This is a genomic window from Paraburkholderia azotifigens (assembly GCF_007995085.1).
Classification (GTDB): domain Bacteria; phylum Pseudomonadota; class Gammaproteobacteria; order Burkholderiales; family Burkholderiaceae; genus Paraburkholderia; species Paraburkholderia azotifigens.
The window spans coordinates 2,740,485-2,756,616 of the sequence record NZ_VOQS01000001.1 but is presented as its reverse complement, the minus strand read 5'-3'; the positions used below and the strand labels follow the sequence as shown (position 1 = coordinate 2,756,616).

The 16,132-nt window shown below is 63.8% G+C and carries 15 protein-coding genes; 8 read left to right on the top strand and 7 right to left on the bottom strand.

Translation table 11 applies throughout. The features are described 5' to 3' along the window. Positions 1-48: 48 nt before the first annotated feature. Together FRZ40_RS12255 and FRZ40_RS12250 are read left to right on the top strand one after the other, a co-directional pair. Positions 49-804 (top strand): Mut7-C RNAse domain-containing protein, encoded by a 756-nt coding sequence (locus FRZ40_RS12255; protein ID WP_147234255.1) that lies wholly within the window; start codon positions 49-51, stop codon positions 802-804. 81 nt (positions 805-885) lie between these two features. After that, positions 886-1,173, top strand: coding sequence for a hypothetical protein (locus FRZ40_RS12250; protein ID WP_147234254.1), 288 nt, complete (start codon positions 886-888; stop codon positions 1,171-1,173). Between the two features lie 182 nt (positions 1,174-1,355). On the opposite strand, the gene FRZ40_RS12245 is transcribed toward FRZ40_RS12250, so the two are convergent. Further along, a complete protein-coding gene (locus FRZ40_RS12245) occupies positions 1,356-1,565 on the bottom strand; it encodes a hypothetical protein (protein WP_028367437.1) in 210 nt (69 codons plus the stop codon). A 337-nt stretch (positions 1,566-1,902) separates the two neighbouring features. Between FRZ40_RS12245 and FRZ40_RS12240 the strand changes: the two genes are divergently transcribed. Beyond that, positions 1,903-2,838: a DMT family transporter gene (locus tag FRZ40_RS12240; protein WP_147234253.1), complete on the top strand. Its 936-nt coding sequence runs from the start codon at positions 1,903-1,905 to the stop codon at positions 2,836-2,838. Positions 2,839-2,889: 51 nt separating this feature from the next. Here the strand turns inward: FRZ40_RS12240 and FRZ40_RS12235 are convergent, their stop codons facing one another. Both FRZ40_RS12235 and FRZ40_RS12230 read right to left on the bottom strand, forming a co-directional pair. Then, positions 2,890-3,156 carry a hypothetical protein gene (locus FRZ40_RS12235; RefSeq protein WP_147234252.1) on the bottom strand — a complete coding sequence of 89 codons (267 nt, stop codon included), beginning with the start codon at positions 3,154-3,156 and terminating at the stop codon, positions 2,890-2,892. A gap of 464 nt (positions 3,157-3,620) precedes the next feature. Continuing rightward, a complete protein-coding gene (locus FRZ40_RS12230; protein ID WP_167528650.1) occupies positions 3,621-4,955 on the bottom strand; it encodes a YbfB/YjiJ family MFS transporter in 1,335 nt (444 codons plus the stop codon). Positions 4,956-5,209: 254 nt separating this feature from the next. Here FRZ40_RS12230 and FRZ40_RS46115 point away from each other — a divergent pair, with 254 nt between their 5' ends. Further along, the gene (locus FRZ40_RS46115) at positions 5,210-5,581 is read left to right on the top strand and encodes a hypothetical protein (RefSeq protein ID WP_420873853.1); all 372 of its coding nucleotides are present in this window, start codon (positions 5,210-5,212) and stop codon (positions 5,579-5,581) included. Between the two features lie 285 nt (positions 5,582-5,866). Next, entirely contained in the window at positions 5,867-6,817 is a 951-nt protein-coding gene (locus tag FRZ40_RS12215; protein ID WP_028367432.1) for a GGDEF domain-containing protein, read from the top strand. A gap of 6 nt (positions 6,818-6,823) precedes the next feature. On the opposite strand, the gene FRZ40_RS12210 is transcribed toward FRZ40_RS12215, so the two are convergent. Then, a complete protein-coding gene (locus FRZ40_RS12210; protein ID WP_147234251.1) occupies positions 6,824-7,873 on the bottom strand; it encodes a LacI family DNA-binding transcriptional regulator in 1,050 nt (349 codons plus the stop codon). 100 nt (positions 7,874-7,973) lie between these two features. On the opposite strand from FRZ40_RS12210, the gene FRZ40_RS12205 reads away from it, so the two are divergent. Together FRZ40_RS12205 and FRZ40_RS12200 are read left to right on the top strand one after the other, a co-directional pair. Next, complete coding sequence (locus FRZ40_RS12205; protein WP_147234250.1) at positions 7,974-9,170, top strand: phytanoyl-CoA dioxygenase family protein; 1,197 nt, start codon at positions 7,974-7,976, stop codon at positions 9,168-9,170. 21 nt (positions 9,171-9,191) lie between these two features. Continuing rightward, on the top strand, positions 9,192-10,346 hold the full coding sequence (locus tag FRZ40_RS12200; RefSeq protein WP_147234249.1) for a Gfo/Idh/MocA family protein: 1,155 nt from the start codon (positions 9,192-9,194) through the stop codon (positions 10,344-10,346). A gap of 641 nt (positions 10,347-10,987) precedes the next feature. On the opposite strand, the gene FRZ40_RS12195 is transcribed toward FRZ40_RS12200, so the two are convergent. Further along, positions 10,988-11,254, bottom strand: a complete 267-nt coding sequence (locus FRZ40_RS12195) for a hypothetical protein (RefSeq protein WP_147234248.1) — start codon at positions 11,252-11,254, stop codon at positions 10,988-10,990. 678 nt (positions 11,255-11,932) lie between these two features. Here FRZ40_RS12195 and FRZ40_RS12190 point away from each other — a divergent pair. Further along, on the top strand, positions 11,933-12,745 hold the full coding sequence (locus tag FRZ40_RS12190; RefSeq protein WP_028367427.1) for a class I SAM-dependent methyltransferase: 813 nt from the start codon (positions 11,933-11,935) through the stop codon (positions 12,743-12,745). Between the two features lie 121 nt (positions 12,746-12,866). Here the strand turns inward: FRZ40_RS12190 and glmS are convergent, their stop codons facing one another. Then, on the bottom strand, positions 12,867-14,684 hold the full coding sequence (gene glmS / locus FRZ40_RS12185; protein WP_028367426.1) for a glutamine--fructose-6-phosphate transaminase (isomerizing): 1,818 nt from the start codon (positions 14,682-14,684) through the stop codon (positions 12,867-12,869). Between the two features lie 60 nt (positions 14,685-14,744). Continuing rightward, positions 14,745-16,106, bottom strand: a complete 1,362-nt coding sequence (glmU, locus tag FRZ40_RS12180; RefSeq protein WP_147234247.1) for a bifunctional UDP-N-acetylglucosamine diphosphorylase/glucosamine-1-phosphate N-acetyltransferase GlmU — start codon at positions 16,104-16,106, stop codon at positions 14,745-14,747. Positions 16,107-16,132 lie beyond the last annotated feature (26 nt).

The following is a 16,132-nucleotide window of genomic DNA, read 5'->3' as shown; positions in this document are numbered from 1 at the left end:
GGTAATTGCCCATCGGCGCGGCCCTTCGCGGGGTGCGATACTGGCGCCATGGTCACCGCGACTTTCCGCTTCTACGAGGAATTGAACGACTTCCTGGCACGGCCGCTGCGCCGGCAATCGTTCAGTTGCGAATGTGCGCGCGCCGCCTCGGCCAAACACATGATCGAGGCGCTCGGCGTGCCGCACACGGAAGTCGAACTGATCCTCGTCAACGGCGAATCGGTCCGCTTCGATCATCAGTTGCAGGAAGGCGATCGCGTGGCCGTCTATCCTAAGTTCGAGGCGCTCGATATCCGGCCTGTCCTGCGCGTGCGCGAGCGTCCGCTGCGGGTCGTGCGTTTCGTCGCCGACGCGCATCTCGGCGGGCTTGCGCAACTGCTGCGGCTCGCGGGCTTCGACACACTGTACGACAATCACTACGCGGATTCGCATATCGAATCGATTGCATCCGACGAAGACCGCATCGTACTCACACGCGACCGCGAACTGCTGAAACGCCGCACGATCACACACGGCTGCTACGTGCGCGCGCTGAAGCCCGAAGCGCAGTTGCGCGAAGTGTTCGACCGGCTCGATCTGGCCCGCAGCGCGCGGCCATTTCGGCTGTGTCTCACCTGCAACGTGCCGCTGCGGCGCATTCCGAGGGACGAAGCGATCGGCCGCGCGCCCGATGGCGTGCTGGAGCGGCATTCGCAATTCGTCACCTGCGACGTATGCCGGCGCGTCTTCTGGGAAGGCTCGCATTGGCGGCGCATGCGCGCGCTGATGGACAGCGTGACGGGCGCGGCGGCGCCCGCAAAATAGCCTGGACTCACACGCCTCCGCCGTTCAGGCACCGCGCGATGCGTACAATGCTGGATTGCTTACCCGTTTGAGGTTTTCCGCATGGCAATGAAGAAATTCGACCTTGAGAAGAACAAGGCGCTGAAACTCGGCAACGACATGAAACAGACGCTCGCCGCCGACCGCTTCGGCAAGGGTTCGACGCAACAGACGCAGCTCGATCGCCGCGAACAGCGCAAGCTCGATCAGGCGAAAGGCCTCGTTCCGTTTGCCTGCAAGCTGCCCGAGACGCTCGTCGAGCAGTTGAAGGAGCGCGCCGCGACGCATCCTGAAGGGATGAACGGGCTGATCGCCGAATTGCTGGTCAACGGGCTCGCAGCAGGCGCCTGAGCGGCGGTTTCGGCTCCGCTCTTCACGTCGCACCTTTCACGTCGCTCCTGACGCCGCTTTCGCCCGAATGCGGACTCGCGCAGGACGCGCCCAACATGCAAAAGGCCGAAGCATCTGCTTCGGCCTTTCTGGTTCCTGCGCCGGCATCGCTTTAAGGCGGCCGGCGTGGCGAACGGGGCAGCTTAGTTTGCCGAGCCCTTGTCGTTCGTGCCTGCAGCCGAAGCGGCCGACGACACGCCTGCGCGCTTGCCGTGCGTCTTCAGTTGCTTGTGGGCGTGCTTCGGCTTCGCGGCGCTAGCTGCTGCCGGCGCTGCGTCGGATGCCTGTGCGAAAGCTTGAACGGACACCAGCGCGAGCGAGGCGGTGACGAGCGAGGCGATGATCTTCTTCATATGTGTTATCCCCAAACCTGACGACATTTAAGTCAAATGTGAATTAGAACCGCATGATGGGTGAAGCCGTCAGGGCCGTTGCGCCTGGCGGCTCCCCGCGGGGAGTATCACGCAGCGTAGGCGGTTTGTCATCCCATAAAGTTCGATATGTATTTTCCGGGAGACATCAATTCTTACCAATAGCTTTCGACACGTCGACGCTTCCCCGACAGCGCGCGCAGGTATCATGTCGGCTGCCATTCATGCAGGTTGTTTCGTCTGATCAGATGCGCATTCGGCGCCTGCAAGCGTTCGCCGCTTTCTGTACGAAACAATCCGTCTCGCCAGGAATATCCGTTTGAAAACCGCCACTCGCCAACACCTGCGCGCGAATCTTCTGATGCTCGCCGCCGCGATGATCTGGGGCAGCGCATTTGTCGCGCAACGCCTGAGCCTCGACTCGATCGGACCGTTTCTCTTTACGGGGCTGCGCTTTCTGCTGGGCGCGTTCGTTGTCCTGATCGTGTGGTCGATTGCGCGGCGTCGTAAGCCGGCCGTCTCGCTCGATGCTGCCATGCCTCTCTCGACGCTATGGCGCGACGGCACGCTACTCGGCCTGCTCGTCGCCGTGTCGATTTCCTGTCAGCAGATCGGCCTGCAATACACGAAAGTGGCGAATGCGGGCTTCATCAGGTCACTGTATGTCGTGATCGTTCCGGTGATGGGCGTGGTGCTGCGTCATCAGACGGGAATCGGCGTGTGGCTCGGTGCGCTGCTGGCCGCGCTCGGCATGTATTTTCTGAGCGTTGATGAGCACTTCTCGATTCTGTACGGCGACTGGCTCCAGCTCGCGGGGTCGTTGGTTATCTCGGCGCAGGTCGTGCTCGTCAGCCGCTTCGCGCGCCGTCACGATCCGCTGGCGCTTGCTTTGGTGCAATTCGTCGTCTGCGGCGTCGTCAGTCTCGCGATCGGACTGGCCGTCGATCCGCTGCGCATCGGCGACATCGTCCGTGCCGCGCCGACCATTCTCTACGGCGGCGCGCTGTCGGTGGGCGTCGCGTACACGATCCAGGTCGTCGCGCAAAAAGACGCCGCGCCTGCGCACGCGGCCGTGATTTTCAGCATGGAAGGCGTGTTCGCCGCGTTGGCGGGCTGGCTCGTGCTCGGCGAAACGCTCGCGTCGCGCGCGCTGCTCGGATGCGCGCTGATGCTGGCGGGACTGATCGTGTGTCAGGTGATGCCGATGTGGACGGCGCGGCGCGGTGTCTCGGCGGATTCGGCGGAACCGGTCTGAACGCCGGCGCGGCGCCGGCACGACAGTCGACTCGCGTCGACGGTCCCCGAACTACGCCGCCACCTGAGCCGCCATGGCGCGCCAGCTTTCGACGGGGCGGTGTTTGTATGAGGTCGGAGGAAACACACACCAGCAGCCGTCTCCGTGACGGAAGAAGAACAGCGAGCGCATGCCGTCCGGCGATGACGTCTCGACGCGCACGTAGCGCGTGTTGTCCCATTTCGTGCGGCCGAACTGCGTGACATGCACGGGCGCGACGACCGGCCCCAGCCATTTCTCGACCAGGAACCGCAGCGATTGCTCCGTGGCGTTTCTCATGATGTTCTCCACGTCGTCTTGCCGCGAGGGTTATCGCGTGACGTGTCGGGCTTGTCCTGCTCCGCCTCTGCCGCCTCTTGCGCCGCGAGCTCGATCGCCCGTTGCGTTGCAGCCGCTCGCAGCACCCTGCAATCTGCTGCGTGCCGCATGTCCGACAGCAGCCGGACCAGTTGTCGCGCGTTCCTGCGTTTCATAAGCACCCCCGCACCGCACAAAAGACTTGAGAAAGCACTTTAACTTTAGGCTTTGATGTCTCGTGTCTCTAGTTGTTTTGACGAAATAGCAACACTCAAATTCGAATTGGACGACTGAGTATTTCATCGGTTTTCATCCTGCTCCCGGCAACGCGCGTGTTCTGTGCGCTGGCGACCGCAACGCAGCAAGTGCGCAGGCCCCGCAGCGCTTGAAATGGCATCGAATATGCGGTCGTTCGTTGTGCGGTGCTATGGCAAAAAAACGTCAGTTCAACGAAGGGCGCGTTGCGTCAATGCTGTCTGCATACCCGCAAACGCCGCGCCTGCTGCCAGCACGCATGCGGAATAGATCAGCCCACGCTCGAGGCCGACGCCATCGGACACCCAGCCGATCACCGTAGGCCCGACGATCTGTCCGAACGCAAACACGATCGTGAATGCGCTGATGCCGCGGCCCCAGTGCGCAGCGGGCAGATTGTGGCGCACGAAGGCCGTCGTCGATGCCACGGCCGACAGGAACGTCGCGCCGAACAGCACGCCCGACGCAAACGCGATGACAGGATGCGTGACGACTGCGGGCATCAGCGTCGCCAGCGCGAGCAATGCATTGAGCAGCGCGAGCGCCTGGCCGCCGCGCATGCGGTCGAGCAGCCTCGACCAGATGCGCGCCGACACGATCGTCGCGACGCCCAGGAGCAGATAGAAGCCGGTGACGATCCCTTCGCTCATGCCGTCGTTCCGCAGCAGCGCGACGATGAATGTCATGTAGCCGATATAGCCGACGCCGAACAGCCCATAACCGGCGAGCGCAAACGCATAACGCAGCATCGGCGCCGCGCGCTCGTTCGACGGCGCAGCGCCCGCCGTGTCCGTGCGCAGCACATGCTGCCTGTCGATACGCCGTGCCGCCTGCCCCGCGATCAACGACAACGCGACGCACGCCGCCGCGAGCGCGAACCACGCGAGCTGCCAGCCATGTGCGCGATGCAGCGATGCAAACGAAACGAGCGAGAGCGGCACGAGCAGCGCCGACGCAACGATGCCCCATCCTGTGCCGCCGTAATACAGACCGAGAACGAGCCCGGCATCGCGAGGATGCGACGTCGCGAGCCGCGCCGCGAGGACGCCGCCGCTCACGAAAATAAAGGCGCTCGCGATGCCCGTCGCGACGCGCTGAACGAACAGCGCATCGGTATCCGACAGCATGCCCGTGATGCCCATCAGCAATGCCGTCGCCACACATCCGGCCACGAACAGCGCGCCCGCCGACCACCGCCGTGACAGCCGCGGATACGCGAGCGCACCGAGCAGATAACCCAGCGCGTTCGCCGTGTTCATCGCGCCCGATTGCGCGAAGCTCCAGCCGAGGTCGGCTTTCATGGGCGGCAGCAGCAGTGCATAGGAAAAGCGCGCAAGACCGAGCGCGATCGCGCTGCCCATCGACAGGCTCACGGCCAGCCAGAGCGCCGGCCCGCGCCGCGGCGAACCCGCTGCGCCGGCGTCGTGAGCAGCGGACGCGCGCTGCGTGTGTCGCGCGTTTCGTTCCGCGAGATGGCTCAGGGTGCTGGACCACGAAAGCAGGCGTTGGGCGAAACCAGTCGTCATGTCGTTGTTTGGATCGATCGATTGGGCTATCACTGTACATCGCGGGCATCCGTTCCAGCGTCCGGAAACACGATGGAATCCGCGCCGTATCGCGCGTTGCCGCCCCGCGCGCGACGCTTGCTGCGCGCTTCGCAGGGCTGCTAGCTTATGGGCAGATTCACGGCACATGCACGACACATTCACGGCGCACTCATCGCCCGATTACGACTGCGACCACGCGGTTTCGCCATATCGCGCGCAAACGGGGCGAGGCAATGTCGCAAGCGGTGGGCAATCGCCCGTTCCTGACGGGCATCGCGGGCACGCTGATCGCCTCGGCGATGGCGGGGTTGACGCTCGCCACGCCGTACTCGGGACGCGCCGACGCGCTGAATCACGCGCGCGAAACCTCGGCGAATCTGGTTTTGCTGATTTCGGGCGATCTCGCACGCAACGTCGAGATTTACGATCTGTCGCTGCAGGAAACCGTGCACCGCTCGCAGGAGCCGACCGTCTGGCTCATCGCCGCCGCCGACACGCAGCTGTACGCGGCCAAGGCAGCCGGCCGCAATCAGGTGAAATCGGTCGACCCGACACAAGCGCAGCCGCACGATCTGCACGACCGGACGGATCCGGCAAAGCGCTAGGCGTGAACATCGCGGCACGGCGTGGCGAACATGCAAGACGCAAACGACGCCTGGAATTGCGGGCAAATCTGCTCACTGTTCATTCGATGGCCATGCGTTTTGCGGACGTAGACTTCATTCTGTCTCCACGTTCTCCGTGATTTTTCACGCAGTCGGAATCATCGGGACGCTTCGCGCCACGGCTTCGACCGTGGCGCTTTTATTGCGCGACACGGCGAACCGACGGGACATGCGGCCGCGCCTGAACAAGCGGCCGGTCCGGAGACTCATCTGCACCGATAAGCCATGAAATCGATTCAGGATCTGCGCACTGACGACATCGCCTGTGAAGCGCTGCTCGGCGCGCTGGATGGCAGAACCCAGCTGGTCGCGATCTACGACGCGAGCGACCGGCTCATGTTCGCGAACAGCGCGTTCAAGCATGCGTTCCGGCTCAACCGCGAGCGCGGCGAAATTACTTTCGCCGATCTCGTGCTGCGCGGCATTCTGGGGCAATGCGGCCCGCGTATCGAAGGCGACGATGCGTCGGCCGTGATCGCGGATGCGATCGCTGCGCGCCGCGAACGCGCAGGTCAGCGCAGCTTCGCAACGGAACTGGTCGACGGACGCTGGTTCTGGATGACGGAATCGCTGCTGGAAAACGACTGGATCGTGCTGACGGGCACCGAGATCTCCGCATTGCGCTCCAGCGAGCAGGCGTGGATCGGCGCACACGAACGTGCCGTGCAGGAAGCGCGCACCGACGTGCTGACGGGCCTCGCGAACCGGCGTCATTCGATGTCATCGCTCGAACTCGCGATCACCGCCGCCGCAGGCACCGAGACACCGCTCACCGTCGCGCTCGTCGACCTCGATCATTTCAAGCGCATCAACGATTCGCACGGCCACGCTGCAGGCGACGCCGTGCTGCGCGATTTCGGCGAAGTGTGCCGGCACGCGACGCGTCAAACGGATATTGCGGGGCGTATCGGCGGCGAGGAATTTCTGGTGGTGTTTCCGTCGACGTCGGTCGAGCATGGCGTGTCGGCTGTCGAGCGGATGCGCCGCCAGGTGCTGAGCCGCCGTGTGCAGGTCGCCGACGATCATGCCATCCGCTATTCGTTTTCGGCGGGCGTCTGCAAGGTCGAGCTGAGCGACGATCTGAACACGACGCTCGCGCGCGCCGACAGCGCGCTGTATTCGGCCAAGCGCGAAGGCCGCAACCGTACGGTGACGTGGTCGGCGCCCTTGCAGTGAGCCCGGCTAGCCGCGCACCGCGAATCGCGCGATCACATCGTGCGGAATATTCTCCGGCGTGACCACCATCACCGACGACGGCACGCTCACTGCAGCCGCCGGCAGCAGCTTGTGAAAACTCATCACGTGCTGGCACGCGCACCGCATGTCCTGACGCAAGTCGTGATGCAGAATCGCGGTAATCGCGCGCTCGCGTAGCAACTGCACATTCTCGCGATCCAGATCGTGTCCGATGAAGCACTTCGGATACTGGTTCAGCGCCTTCAGCGCGCGCAGGATTGCCGCGTTGCCGCCGCCCATCGAGTAGACCGCGGCGATCTTCTGTCCTGCGCCGACCGCCTTGCGCACACGCTCTTCCGTTTCCGCATCGAGTCCTTGCCCGCCGCTCGCGTCGATCGGCGTCAGATGCGCATAACGCTCGCGCAGCGCCGCGCGAAAGCTCGCCTCGCGTTCCTCTTCGCCGCGAAAGCGTTCGTTGCTGCGCGTCACCAGCACGTTGCTAGCGCGCTTGCCGAGCCAATGACCGATCAGATAAGCCGCCGTCGCGCCGCCGACGCGGTTGTCGAGACCTGCATACGCGATGCGCTGCGACATGGGGATGTCGGTGAACATCGTCACGACGGGAATCTCGCGTTGCGCGAGTTCGGCGATCGCCTGCGCAATCGCGGGCACGTTCTGCGCCTTCAGGAACACGCCGTGGCTGCCGCGCCGCGCAATCGCGCGCAGCGCATCGACAACCTGCGCCGTCGTCATCGTCTCCTGCATCAGAAAGCGTGGCCGAAAGATCGCGGGATGCAGGCTCGGCACGGTGTCTTCGAGCGCGTCGCGGATCTCGTCGGCGAAGCGGCGCGGCGCTTCTACGATCACGTCCACGACCAGCTTGCGTCCGCTCGTCGCCATCGTCAGCTGCTGCTTTTCCAGTTCCCTGATTGCCTGCTGCACGCGCCGCCGCGTGTGTTCGCGCACGTTCGCGCGGCCGTTCAGCACGCGATCGACAGTCGCCGTGCCGAGCCCCGCCTGCAATGCGATTTCCTTGATCAGAAAAGGATGCGCCATCGAAAACGCTGCCTGTTCTTGATGTGTTTTTGATGTTTCGATGGTAACGCAGCGCCGCAGTTTGCGGCTAAGCTGGTTCGCAGACATGGAGGCAGACGAGATGACCCCGAAAGCACCGCAACCGGTTCAAGCCGCGCAGACGTGGTTTCGCGAAGCGGACTGTTCCGTCGACGACTTCGCGACACTGATCGAAACGTCGCGCGACAAGCATCCGCGACCGCCCTTTGCCGCCGATCTCGCGCACGCCGTGCCGATCTACGACTGCGACGCGCTGCGGCCCCTCCTGGACGATCCTGCGCGCCGTCCCGACCTGCTCGCCGAATGGGCCGGTGTGCTGCTCGACGGCGCGGGCGTGTTCGTGCTGCAACGCGCGTACGAAGACACGACCGCCATCGACGACGCGACCGAGATCTTCGAGTCGATCATCCGCAGCGAGCGCAAGGCGGGCGGCGGCGCCGATCACTTTGCGAAAGCGGGCGCGAACGACCGCATCTGGAACGCGCAGGAAAAGCTGTGTCTCGCGGCGCCCGATGTTTTCGTCCGCTACTTCGCGAATCCCGTCCTGATGGCGGCTGCCGAGGCATGGCTCGGACCCGCCTATCAGATGACGTCTCAGGTGAATGTCGTGCGCCCGGGCGGCGAAGCGCAGCAGGCGCACCGCGATTTCCATCTTGGCTTTCTCACCGTCGACGAAGCGCAGCGCTTTCCGGCCCATGTGCACACGATGTCGGCGCTGCTGACGCTGCAAGGCGCCGTCGCGCACACCGACATGCCCGTGGAAAGCGGCCCGACCAAGCTGCTGCCGTTCTCGCAGCGCTATCCGCAAGGTTATGTCGCGTGGCGACGCCCGGATTTCCGCGCGTATTTCGAAGCTCACTACGCGCAGCTGCCGCTGCGAAAAGGCGACGCGCTGTTTTTCAATCCCGCGCTGTTTCATGCGGCCGGGTCGAATCGCACGCAGGACGTGCAGCGGATGGCGAACCTGCTGCAGGTGTCGTCGGCCTATGGTCGCGCGATGGAATCGCTCGACCGCACGCAGATGTGCGGCGCCGTGTTCCCCGTCCTGCGGGCGATGCAGGCACGACACGCGCTCGATACCGCGCAACTGGCTGCCGTGCTCGCATCGTGCGCGGAGGGCTATGCATTCCCGACGAATCTCGATCGCAATCCGCCCGTCGGCGGACTGGCGCCTGCGAGCCAGCAACAGCTCTTCGCGAAGGCGCTCAGCGAAGGCTGGCCAGACGAGCAGTTCGCCGCCGCGCTGCGCGACCTCGAATTCCGCAACGCGACGCACTGATCCTCATATCAAGGAGACGACATGGTGATTAGCACAATCGGGCGGCGCATCCGGCTGGGTTTGATCGGCGGCGGCCCGGGATCGATCATCGGAGAAACGCATCGCATTGCTGCGCGCCTCGATGGCCAGTACGACATCGTCGCGGCGGCGCTGTCGTCGAATCCCGAGCGGGCGCGGCAGGCGGCGCTGGATCTCGGCATCGACGGCGAGCGTGCGTATGCGTCGTGGCAGCAGATGCTCGAAGCGGAGGCGGCGCGCGCCGATCGCATCGATGCCGTTGCGGTGATGACGCCCAACGACTCGCATCACGCGATCTGCATGCTGGCGCTCGATCTCGGTTTTCACGTGATCTGCGACAAGCCGCTCGCGAACGATCTCGCGCAGGCACGCGAGATCGCCGCACGCGCGAAGGCAGCCGATGCCGAGTTCTGCGTGACCTATTGCTACACCGGCTTTCCGATGGTGCGTCAGGCGCGCGACATGGTTCGCGCGGGCGCACTCGGCGAGATTCGTCAGGTGCATCTGCAGTACGTGCAGAGCTATCTGGCGCCCCACGATCTTCCCGCCGGCTGGCGCACGGAAGCGGACCGCGCCGGAAGTTCGCTCGTGCTGATGGATATCGGCACCCACGCGTTCCACCTGGGCGCGTTCGTCACGGGGCTCGATGTCGCAAGTCTGTGCGCGGATGTCGGCTCGGCGATTCCCGGCCGCGCCGTCGACGATTACGTGTCCGCGCTGCTGCGCTACGAGAACGGCGCGCGCGGCTCGCTCTGGGTGACCAATGCCGCGGCGGGCTCGGAGCACGGCCTGAGCTTCCGCGTACACGGCGACAAGGGCGGGCTCGAATGGCATCAGGAGGAACCGAACCGGCTGATCCATCGCCGCCAGGATGCATTCGAGGAAATCATCACGCGCCGCCTCGGTCCATCGACGAGCGAAGGCGCGCAGCGTTCGACGCGCATCGCGATCGGTCATCCCGAAGGTTATCTGGAAGCGTTCGCGAATCTTTATACGGAGTTCGCGCAGCGAGTCGCTGGGCGCATCGGCGGCAAACCGGGCGACGATCGGCCGACGCTCTTTCCCGGCGTCAGCGATGGCGTGAAGGGACTGGCGTTTGTCGCGGCATCGGTGAAAAGCATGGCGACGGGCGGCTGGCAGGACGTCGAGCGCGCCTAGGCTCATGGACGAAAAAAGAGCCCTGTTCCGCGGGGGAACAGGGCTCGGTGGATGAGACAAATCGAACAGGCGCGTGGATGCTTGCCGACTGCTACCTCATCACATGAAGCTGTTATTAGTGAACCTCTTTTTGCTTCGATTGGCCCCGCGCCTACTCCTTGCTGCTAACCCCAACTGCATTCTTGAAACGGTGAACCGGATGCTGCTACTGCGAGAGCTACTGCTGCTTCGAGAATCGACTGCTGCTGCAAAAACCGACTGCGAAAGCTAACCGCTACATCAAAAACCGGCTACGAACTTCGGAAACCGACTGCCACTGCAAATGCGGCTGAAACTTCAAACATCCACTTCAAACTGCTGATCCCACTACGACGCGTGCTGCATGTGCTTCATGTACTGCAACCTGCCACTTCGATCACTGCGACTGCTCATGCTTCCGTTACGGCTACTTCGACTGCTGGCAACCTGCGGTCATGCGCGACGCAGAGGGGAACCGCGTCGATGGGCTCGTTGTTCCGTCGCTCCATGAAAAGAAGTATAGGAGCGAGACCGCCCATTCAATCGGCGGAAGCGAGGGTGATTCGCGGCCCAGTTCGCCCGTTTGTCCGCGCACGCCCGGCAAGCATGGGGCGCATCGGCGCTCAGTTCGCGTAGCGCCCGCTCAACGGATACGAACGATAGTGGCTGCCGAACAGCACGTCGGGATCGGCACGGTCTTCGACGGGCGTTTCACTCAGTTCGCGGAATGTCGCGACGAGGCTCTGCCATGACGCGGACCAGCGCGTCTCTCTGAGACGGCTGCCTGTGCCGTCGGTGATGCGCAGAACGCCGGTGTCGGGGAAAAAGGTCAGCGTGACCGCGATTCCATCGATGACACATGTCGCAGTACACGGTTTTGTAGCCAGCACGATCGCCTCCGGTGTGTATGTCGGGTGGGGTCCGCCCGATTGAGCGGGCGCGCCATGAAGAGCAATGTGTATGCCTATGCGCTGCACGCAGACGGCACGGCTTGCGGCGCAAGGCTCGACGGAAACGCGGATGCACGAGGTCGGCGGTCGCGAGCGAATCTGCGTGCAGCAAATGTTGGTTCGCGCCAGACACATCGCATCCGCGTCCGCTGAAAACCGACATCGCACCTCGCGGCACGATCCTGTCCATCCCGCAGGCAAACGCACCGCCCGCTCCACCCATGCGCGGCCCGCGCGTTTTACCCACTGCTTTTCAATTGATAAATATGTATACGTAGTAGCAGTTAACAAGCACCTTTGCCATCTGTGGATAAACGGCAAATCCGCTTTGCGTTCAACGGATTGTCAAATGGATACCTTTGCGCATAAGCATGGGAGCGCTCGCCGGAAGCCTGAATAACTTTGTCCACATCCGGCCACTCCACGTGTTTACCCAGAATCTGCCCACAGCAAACGCCTCCGCGATATCCCCATGTTGTCCATAGCATCGTGTGGACATCTGGATGTCGAGGCGACTGCCGCTTGCGCGTCGCGGTGATCGATTCCCGGCTAATGAGTTGACCTCTGACGCGTGGGTCCTATAACGGAAAGGGCGTGGAACACGAGAGGAAAACCGACATGAATGAAGACGAATTCAGCGCCTTCGAACATCGGGGCTGGGAGCGGGTCGCGCAGCCTTATCACGCGTATTTCGGCAACCTCACCATCCAGTCGCATGCTGCGCTGCTCGATGCGCTCGGTGTGCGGCGCGGCGTGCGTTTCCTCGATGTCGCGTCGGGCCCCGGCTACCTTGCGGCAGCGGCCGCGCGGCGGGGCGCGGATGTCGTCGGGGTGGACTTCGCCGACTCGATGGTCGATCAGGCGAGGCGCATCTATCCGTCGCTGACCTTTCGCATCGGCAGCGCAGAAGACCTGCCCTTTTCCGACGACGGCTTCGATTCCGTCGGCATCAGCTTCGGCATGCTGCACTTCTCGCATCCCGACAAGGCCCTGGAGGAAGCGTTCCGCGTGCTTCAGCCGGGCGGCAAGGTCGGCTTCACGGTCTGGGCAGCACCCGACAAAGCCGTCGGCTTCTCGATCGTTCTGAAGGCCATCGAGACGCACGGCCGCATGGACGTGCAACTGCCGCCCGGGCCACCGTTCTTCCGGTTCAGCGACTGGGCGGAATGCGAGCGTGTGCTGCTGGCGGCGGGCTTTCGCGATCCGCGCGTGGAGGAAGTCGAGCAGACGCTGCATGCGCCCTCGCCCGACGCGCTGTTCGAGATGCTGATGCGTGGCGGCGTGCGGGTTTCGGCGATTCTGAATGCGCAAACGCCGCAGGCGCTGGATGCAATCAGCAAGACGGTGCACGACGGCGCCGCGCGCTATGCGAGCAACGGCGAAGTCAGCATACCGATGCCGTGCGTGCTGGCCTGCGCGACGAAACCTTGAGCGGACGCGAGAAAGGGAAAAGAGGGATTTGAAACCGGCAGGTTCTGGATACGTCCGCGAGCGCGGTGGCGTATCCAGAACGCGTGTGAAAAGAAAAAAACCGACTACAGCAAGAACACGCTCACTCCACCGTCACCGACTTCGCGAGATTGCGCGGCTTGTCGACGTCCGTGCCGCGCGCGCACGCCGTGTGATACGCGAGCAGCTGCAGCGGCACGACGTGCAGGATCGGCGACAGCAGGCCATAGTGTTCCGGCATGCGGATCACGTGCAGACCTTCGTCGTTGACGATCTTCGTGTCGGCATCGGCGAACACGTACAGCTGGCCGCCACGGGCCCGCACTTCCTGAATGTTCGACTTGAGCTTTTCGAGCAGCGCGTCGTTCGGCGCGACGGTCACGACAGGCATCGCTTCCGTGACGAGCGCGAGCGGCCCGTGCTTGAGTTCGCCCGCCGGATACGCCTCGGCGTGAATGTACGAGATTTCCTTGAGCTTCAGCGCGCCTTCCAGTGCGATCGGATAGTGCAGGCCGCGACCGAGGAACAGCGCGTTCTCCTTGCGCGAGAACTCTTCCGACCACGCGATGATCTGCGGCTCCAGCGCCAGCACGCTGTTGAGCGCAGCGGGCAGATGACGCAGCTGGCGGATATAGTCCGCTTCCTGCGCGGCGCTGACGTGACCGCGCATCTTGCCGAGCGTCGCGGCGAGCACGAACAGCGCGACGAGCTGCGTCGTAAAGGCCTTCGTCGACGCGACGCCGATTTCGCGGCCGGCGTGCGTGAGGAACGACAACTCGGTGAGACGCACCATCGCGCTCGTGCCGACGTTGCACACCGACAGCGTGTGCTTGTGACCCAGCGACTGCGCGTGCTTGAGCGCCGCGAGCGTGTCGGCCGTTTCGCCCGATTGCGAAATCACGACGACGAGCGACTTCGGATTCGGCACCGAATCGCGATAACGGTATTCGCTGGCAATTTCGACTTGCGTCGGAATCTTCGCCACCGATTCGAGCCAGTATTTCGCCGTCAGGCCCGAATAATAGCTCGTGCCGCACGCGAGGATCAGCAGGTTGTCGATCTCCGAAAACGCCTTCGGTGCGTTCTCGCCAAACAGCGAAGGATCGAATGCGTCGGCCTGCGGAATCGTGTCGCTGATCGCGCGCGGTTGCTCGAAGATTTCCTTCTGCATGAAGTGGCGATACGGTCCGAGTTCGACCGCGCCGCCGTAAGCGGCGACCTGACGCACTTCGCGCTCCGCCGGCTTGCCGTCGCGGTCGAACACGCGCACTTTCTCGAGCGTCAGTTCGCAAACGTCGCCTTCTTCGAGGAAGATGAAGCGGTCGGTGCTGCCCGCCAGCGCAAGCGCGTCCGACGCGAGGAAGTTCTCACCCTCGCCGAGGCCGACGACGAGCGGCGAGCCCTGACGCGCGCCCACCACCGTATCCGGCTGGTTCTTGTGCAGCACGGCGATCGCGTACGCGCCGTGCAGTTGCGCCGTCGCTTCGCGCACGGCCGCGAACAGGTCGCCGCGGTACAGGCTGTGGATCAGATGCGCGATCACTTCCGTGTCGGTCTGCGAGACGAACTCGTAGCCCTTGCCGCGCAGCATCTCGCGCAGCGTCTCGTAGTTCTCGATGATGCCGTTGTGAACGAGCGCCAGCTCGTTGCGCGAGAAGATGGGGTGCGCGTTGTCGGTGACGGGCGCGCCGTGCGTGGCCCAGCGCGTATGCGCGATGCCCGTTACGCCTTCGAGACGCGACTCGCGCACCTGATCGTCGAGATCGGCCACGCGCGCGACGCTGCGCGCACGCTTGGGCTCGCCGTTCGCCAGCACGGCGACGCCGCATGAGTCATAGCCGCGATATTCGAGGCGACGCAGTCCTTCAATCAAAACGGAAACGATATTTCGCTGCGCAACAGCGCCGACAATGCCGCACATATTCAATGGTCCTTTGCAAAGTTAGGGATCGAGGCGCGCGCCTCGCGCACGCGTTTCCCTTCAGCTTTTCTTTTTCGTCGGGCGCACGTAGCCCGTCTTGCCAATCTGGCTCTTTTCGTTGAGCACCAGCAGGCCTTCTTCGACATCCTTCCAGACCGTCGTGCCCGCCGCGATCGTCACGCCACGGCCGATGCGCACGGGCGCCACCAGCTGCGTATCCGAGCCGACGAACACATCGTCTTCGATGATCGTGCGGAATTTATTCGCGCCGTCGTAGTTGCAGGTAATCGTGCCCGCGCCGATGTTCACGCGCGCGCCGACGTCCGAATCGCCGATATACGACAGGTGATTCGCCTTCGAGCCACGGCCGAGCACCGCATTCTTCACTTCGACGAAGTTGCCAATATGCGTTTCGTCCGCGAGCGTCGCGCCCGGGCGCAGACGCGCATACGGACCGAGCACGGCTTGCGCGCCGACCTGCGCGCCTTCGATATGCGTGTACGCATCGATGCGCGTGCCCGCGCCGATCGTCGCATTGCGGATCACGCAGTTCGGGCCGATCGTCACGTTGTCGGCCAGCGTCACCTTGCCTTCGAACACGCAGTTCACATCGATCGACACATCGCGGCCGCATTCGAGCGTGCCGCGCACGTCGATGCGCGCCGGGTCGGCAAGCGTCACGCCTGCGACGAGCAGCTCATCCGCGACGTTGCGCTGATGAATGCGCTCGAGTTCGGCGAGCTGCTGCTTGCTGTTGACGCCGAGCGTTTCCCACTCTTCGTCAGGCTGCGCGGTGACGACTTCGATGCCCGCTTCGATCGCCAGTTCGACGACGTCGGTCAGATAGAACTCGCCTTGCGCATTGTCGTTCTTCAGCGACGACAGCCATGCTTCGAGCCGCTTCGTCGGCATCACGACGATGCCCGTGTTGATCTCGGCGATCTTCTGCTGTTCGGGCGTCGCGTCCTTCTGTTCGACGATGCGCTCGACCTTGCCTTGCGCATCGCGCACGATGCGGCCGTAGCCGCTCGGGTCGTCGAGCGTCACGGTCAGCACGCCGTAGCCATCGTGCCCCGCTGCGTCCGTCAGACGTCTGAGCGTGCCGGCTTTCGTGAGCGGCACGTCGCCATACAGCACGAGCGTCGGCGCCGACGGATCGAGCAGCGGCAATGCCTGCTGCACCGCGTGGCCCGTGCCGAGCTGCTGTTCCTGCGATGCGAATTGCACATCGGGCGCGGCAACGGCCGTGCGCACCTGATCCGCGCCGTGACCGATCACGACGACGAGTCGCGTCGGATTCAGCGTGCGGGCCGTGTCGATGACATGAGCGAGGAGCGGCCGACCGGCCAGGGGATGAAGCACCTTGGGCAACGCCGAACGCATGCGCTTGCCGGTGCCTGCCGCCAGAATCACGATGTTCATGACGTGGGCGTATTTGACGAGTTTGG

What these genes read in the sequence shown, in the direction of transcription:
- FRZ40_RS12255 (WP_147234255.1), top strand. Translation starts at nt 49, where the DNA reads ATGGTCACCGCGACTTTCCGCTTCTACGAGGAATTGAACGACTTCCTG.
- FRZ40_RS12250 (WP_147234254.1), top strand. Translation starts at nt 886, where the DNA reads ATGGCAATGAAGAAATTCGACCTTGAGAAGAACAAGGCGCTGAAACTC.
- FRZ40_RS12245 (WP_028367437.1), bottom strand. Translation starts at nt 1,565, where the DNA reads ATGAAGAAGATCATCGCCTCGCTCGTCACCGCCTCGCTCGCGCTGGTG.
- FRZ40_RS12235 (WP_147234252.1), bottom strand. Translation starts at nt 3,156, where the DNA reads ATGAGAAACGCCACGGAGCAATCGCTGCGGTTCCTGGTCGAGAAATGG.
- FRZ40_RS12230 (WP_167528650.1), bottom strand. Translation starts at nt 4,955, where the DNA reads ATGACGACTGGTTTCGCCCAACGCCTGCTTTCGTGGTCCAGCACCCTG.
- FRZ40_RS46115 (WP_420873853.1), top strand. Translation starts at nt 5,210, where the DNA reads ATGTCGCAAGCGGTGGGCAATCGCCCGTTCCTGACGGGCATCGCGGGC.
- FRZ40_RS12215 (WP_028367432.1), top strand. Translation starts at nt 5,867, where the DNA reads ATGAAATCGATTCAGGATCTGCGCACTGACGACATCGCCTGTGAAGCG.
- FRZ40_RS12210 (WP_147234251.1), bottom strand. Translation starts at nt 7,873, where the DNA reads ATGGCGCATCCTTTTCTGATCAAGGAAATCGCATTGCAGGCGGGGCTC.
- FRZ40_RS12205 (WP_147234250.1), top strand. Translation starts at nt 7,974, where the DNA reads ATGACCCCGAAAGCACCGCAACCGGTTCAAGCCGCGCAGACGTGGTTT.
- FRZ40_RS12200 (WP_147234249.1), top strand. Translation starts at nt 9,192, where the DNA reads ATGGTGATTAGCACAATCGGGCGGCGCATCCGGCTGGGTTTGATCGGC.
- FRZ40_RS12190 (WP_028367427.1), top strand. Translation starts at nt 11,933, where the DNA reads ATGAATGAAGACGAATTCAGCGCCTTCGAACATCGGGGCTGGGAGCGG.
- glmS (WP_028367426.1), bottom strand. Translation starts at nt 14,684, where the DNA reads ATGTGCGGCATTGTCGGCGCTGTTGCGCAGCGAAATATCGTTTCCGTT.
- glmU (WP_147234247.1), bottom strand. Translation starts at nt 16,106, where the DNA reads ATGAACATCGTGATTCTGGCGGCAGGCACCGGCAAGCGCATGCGTTCG.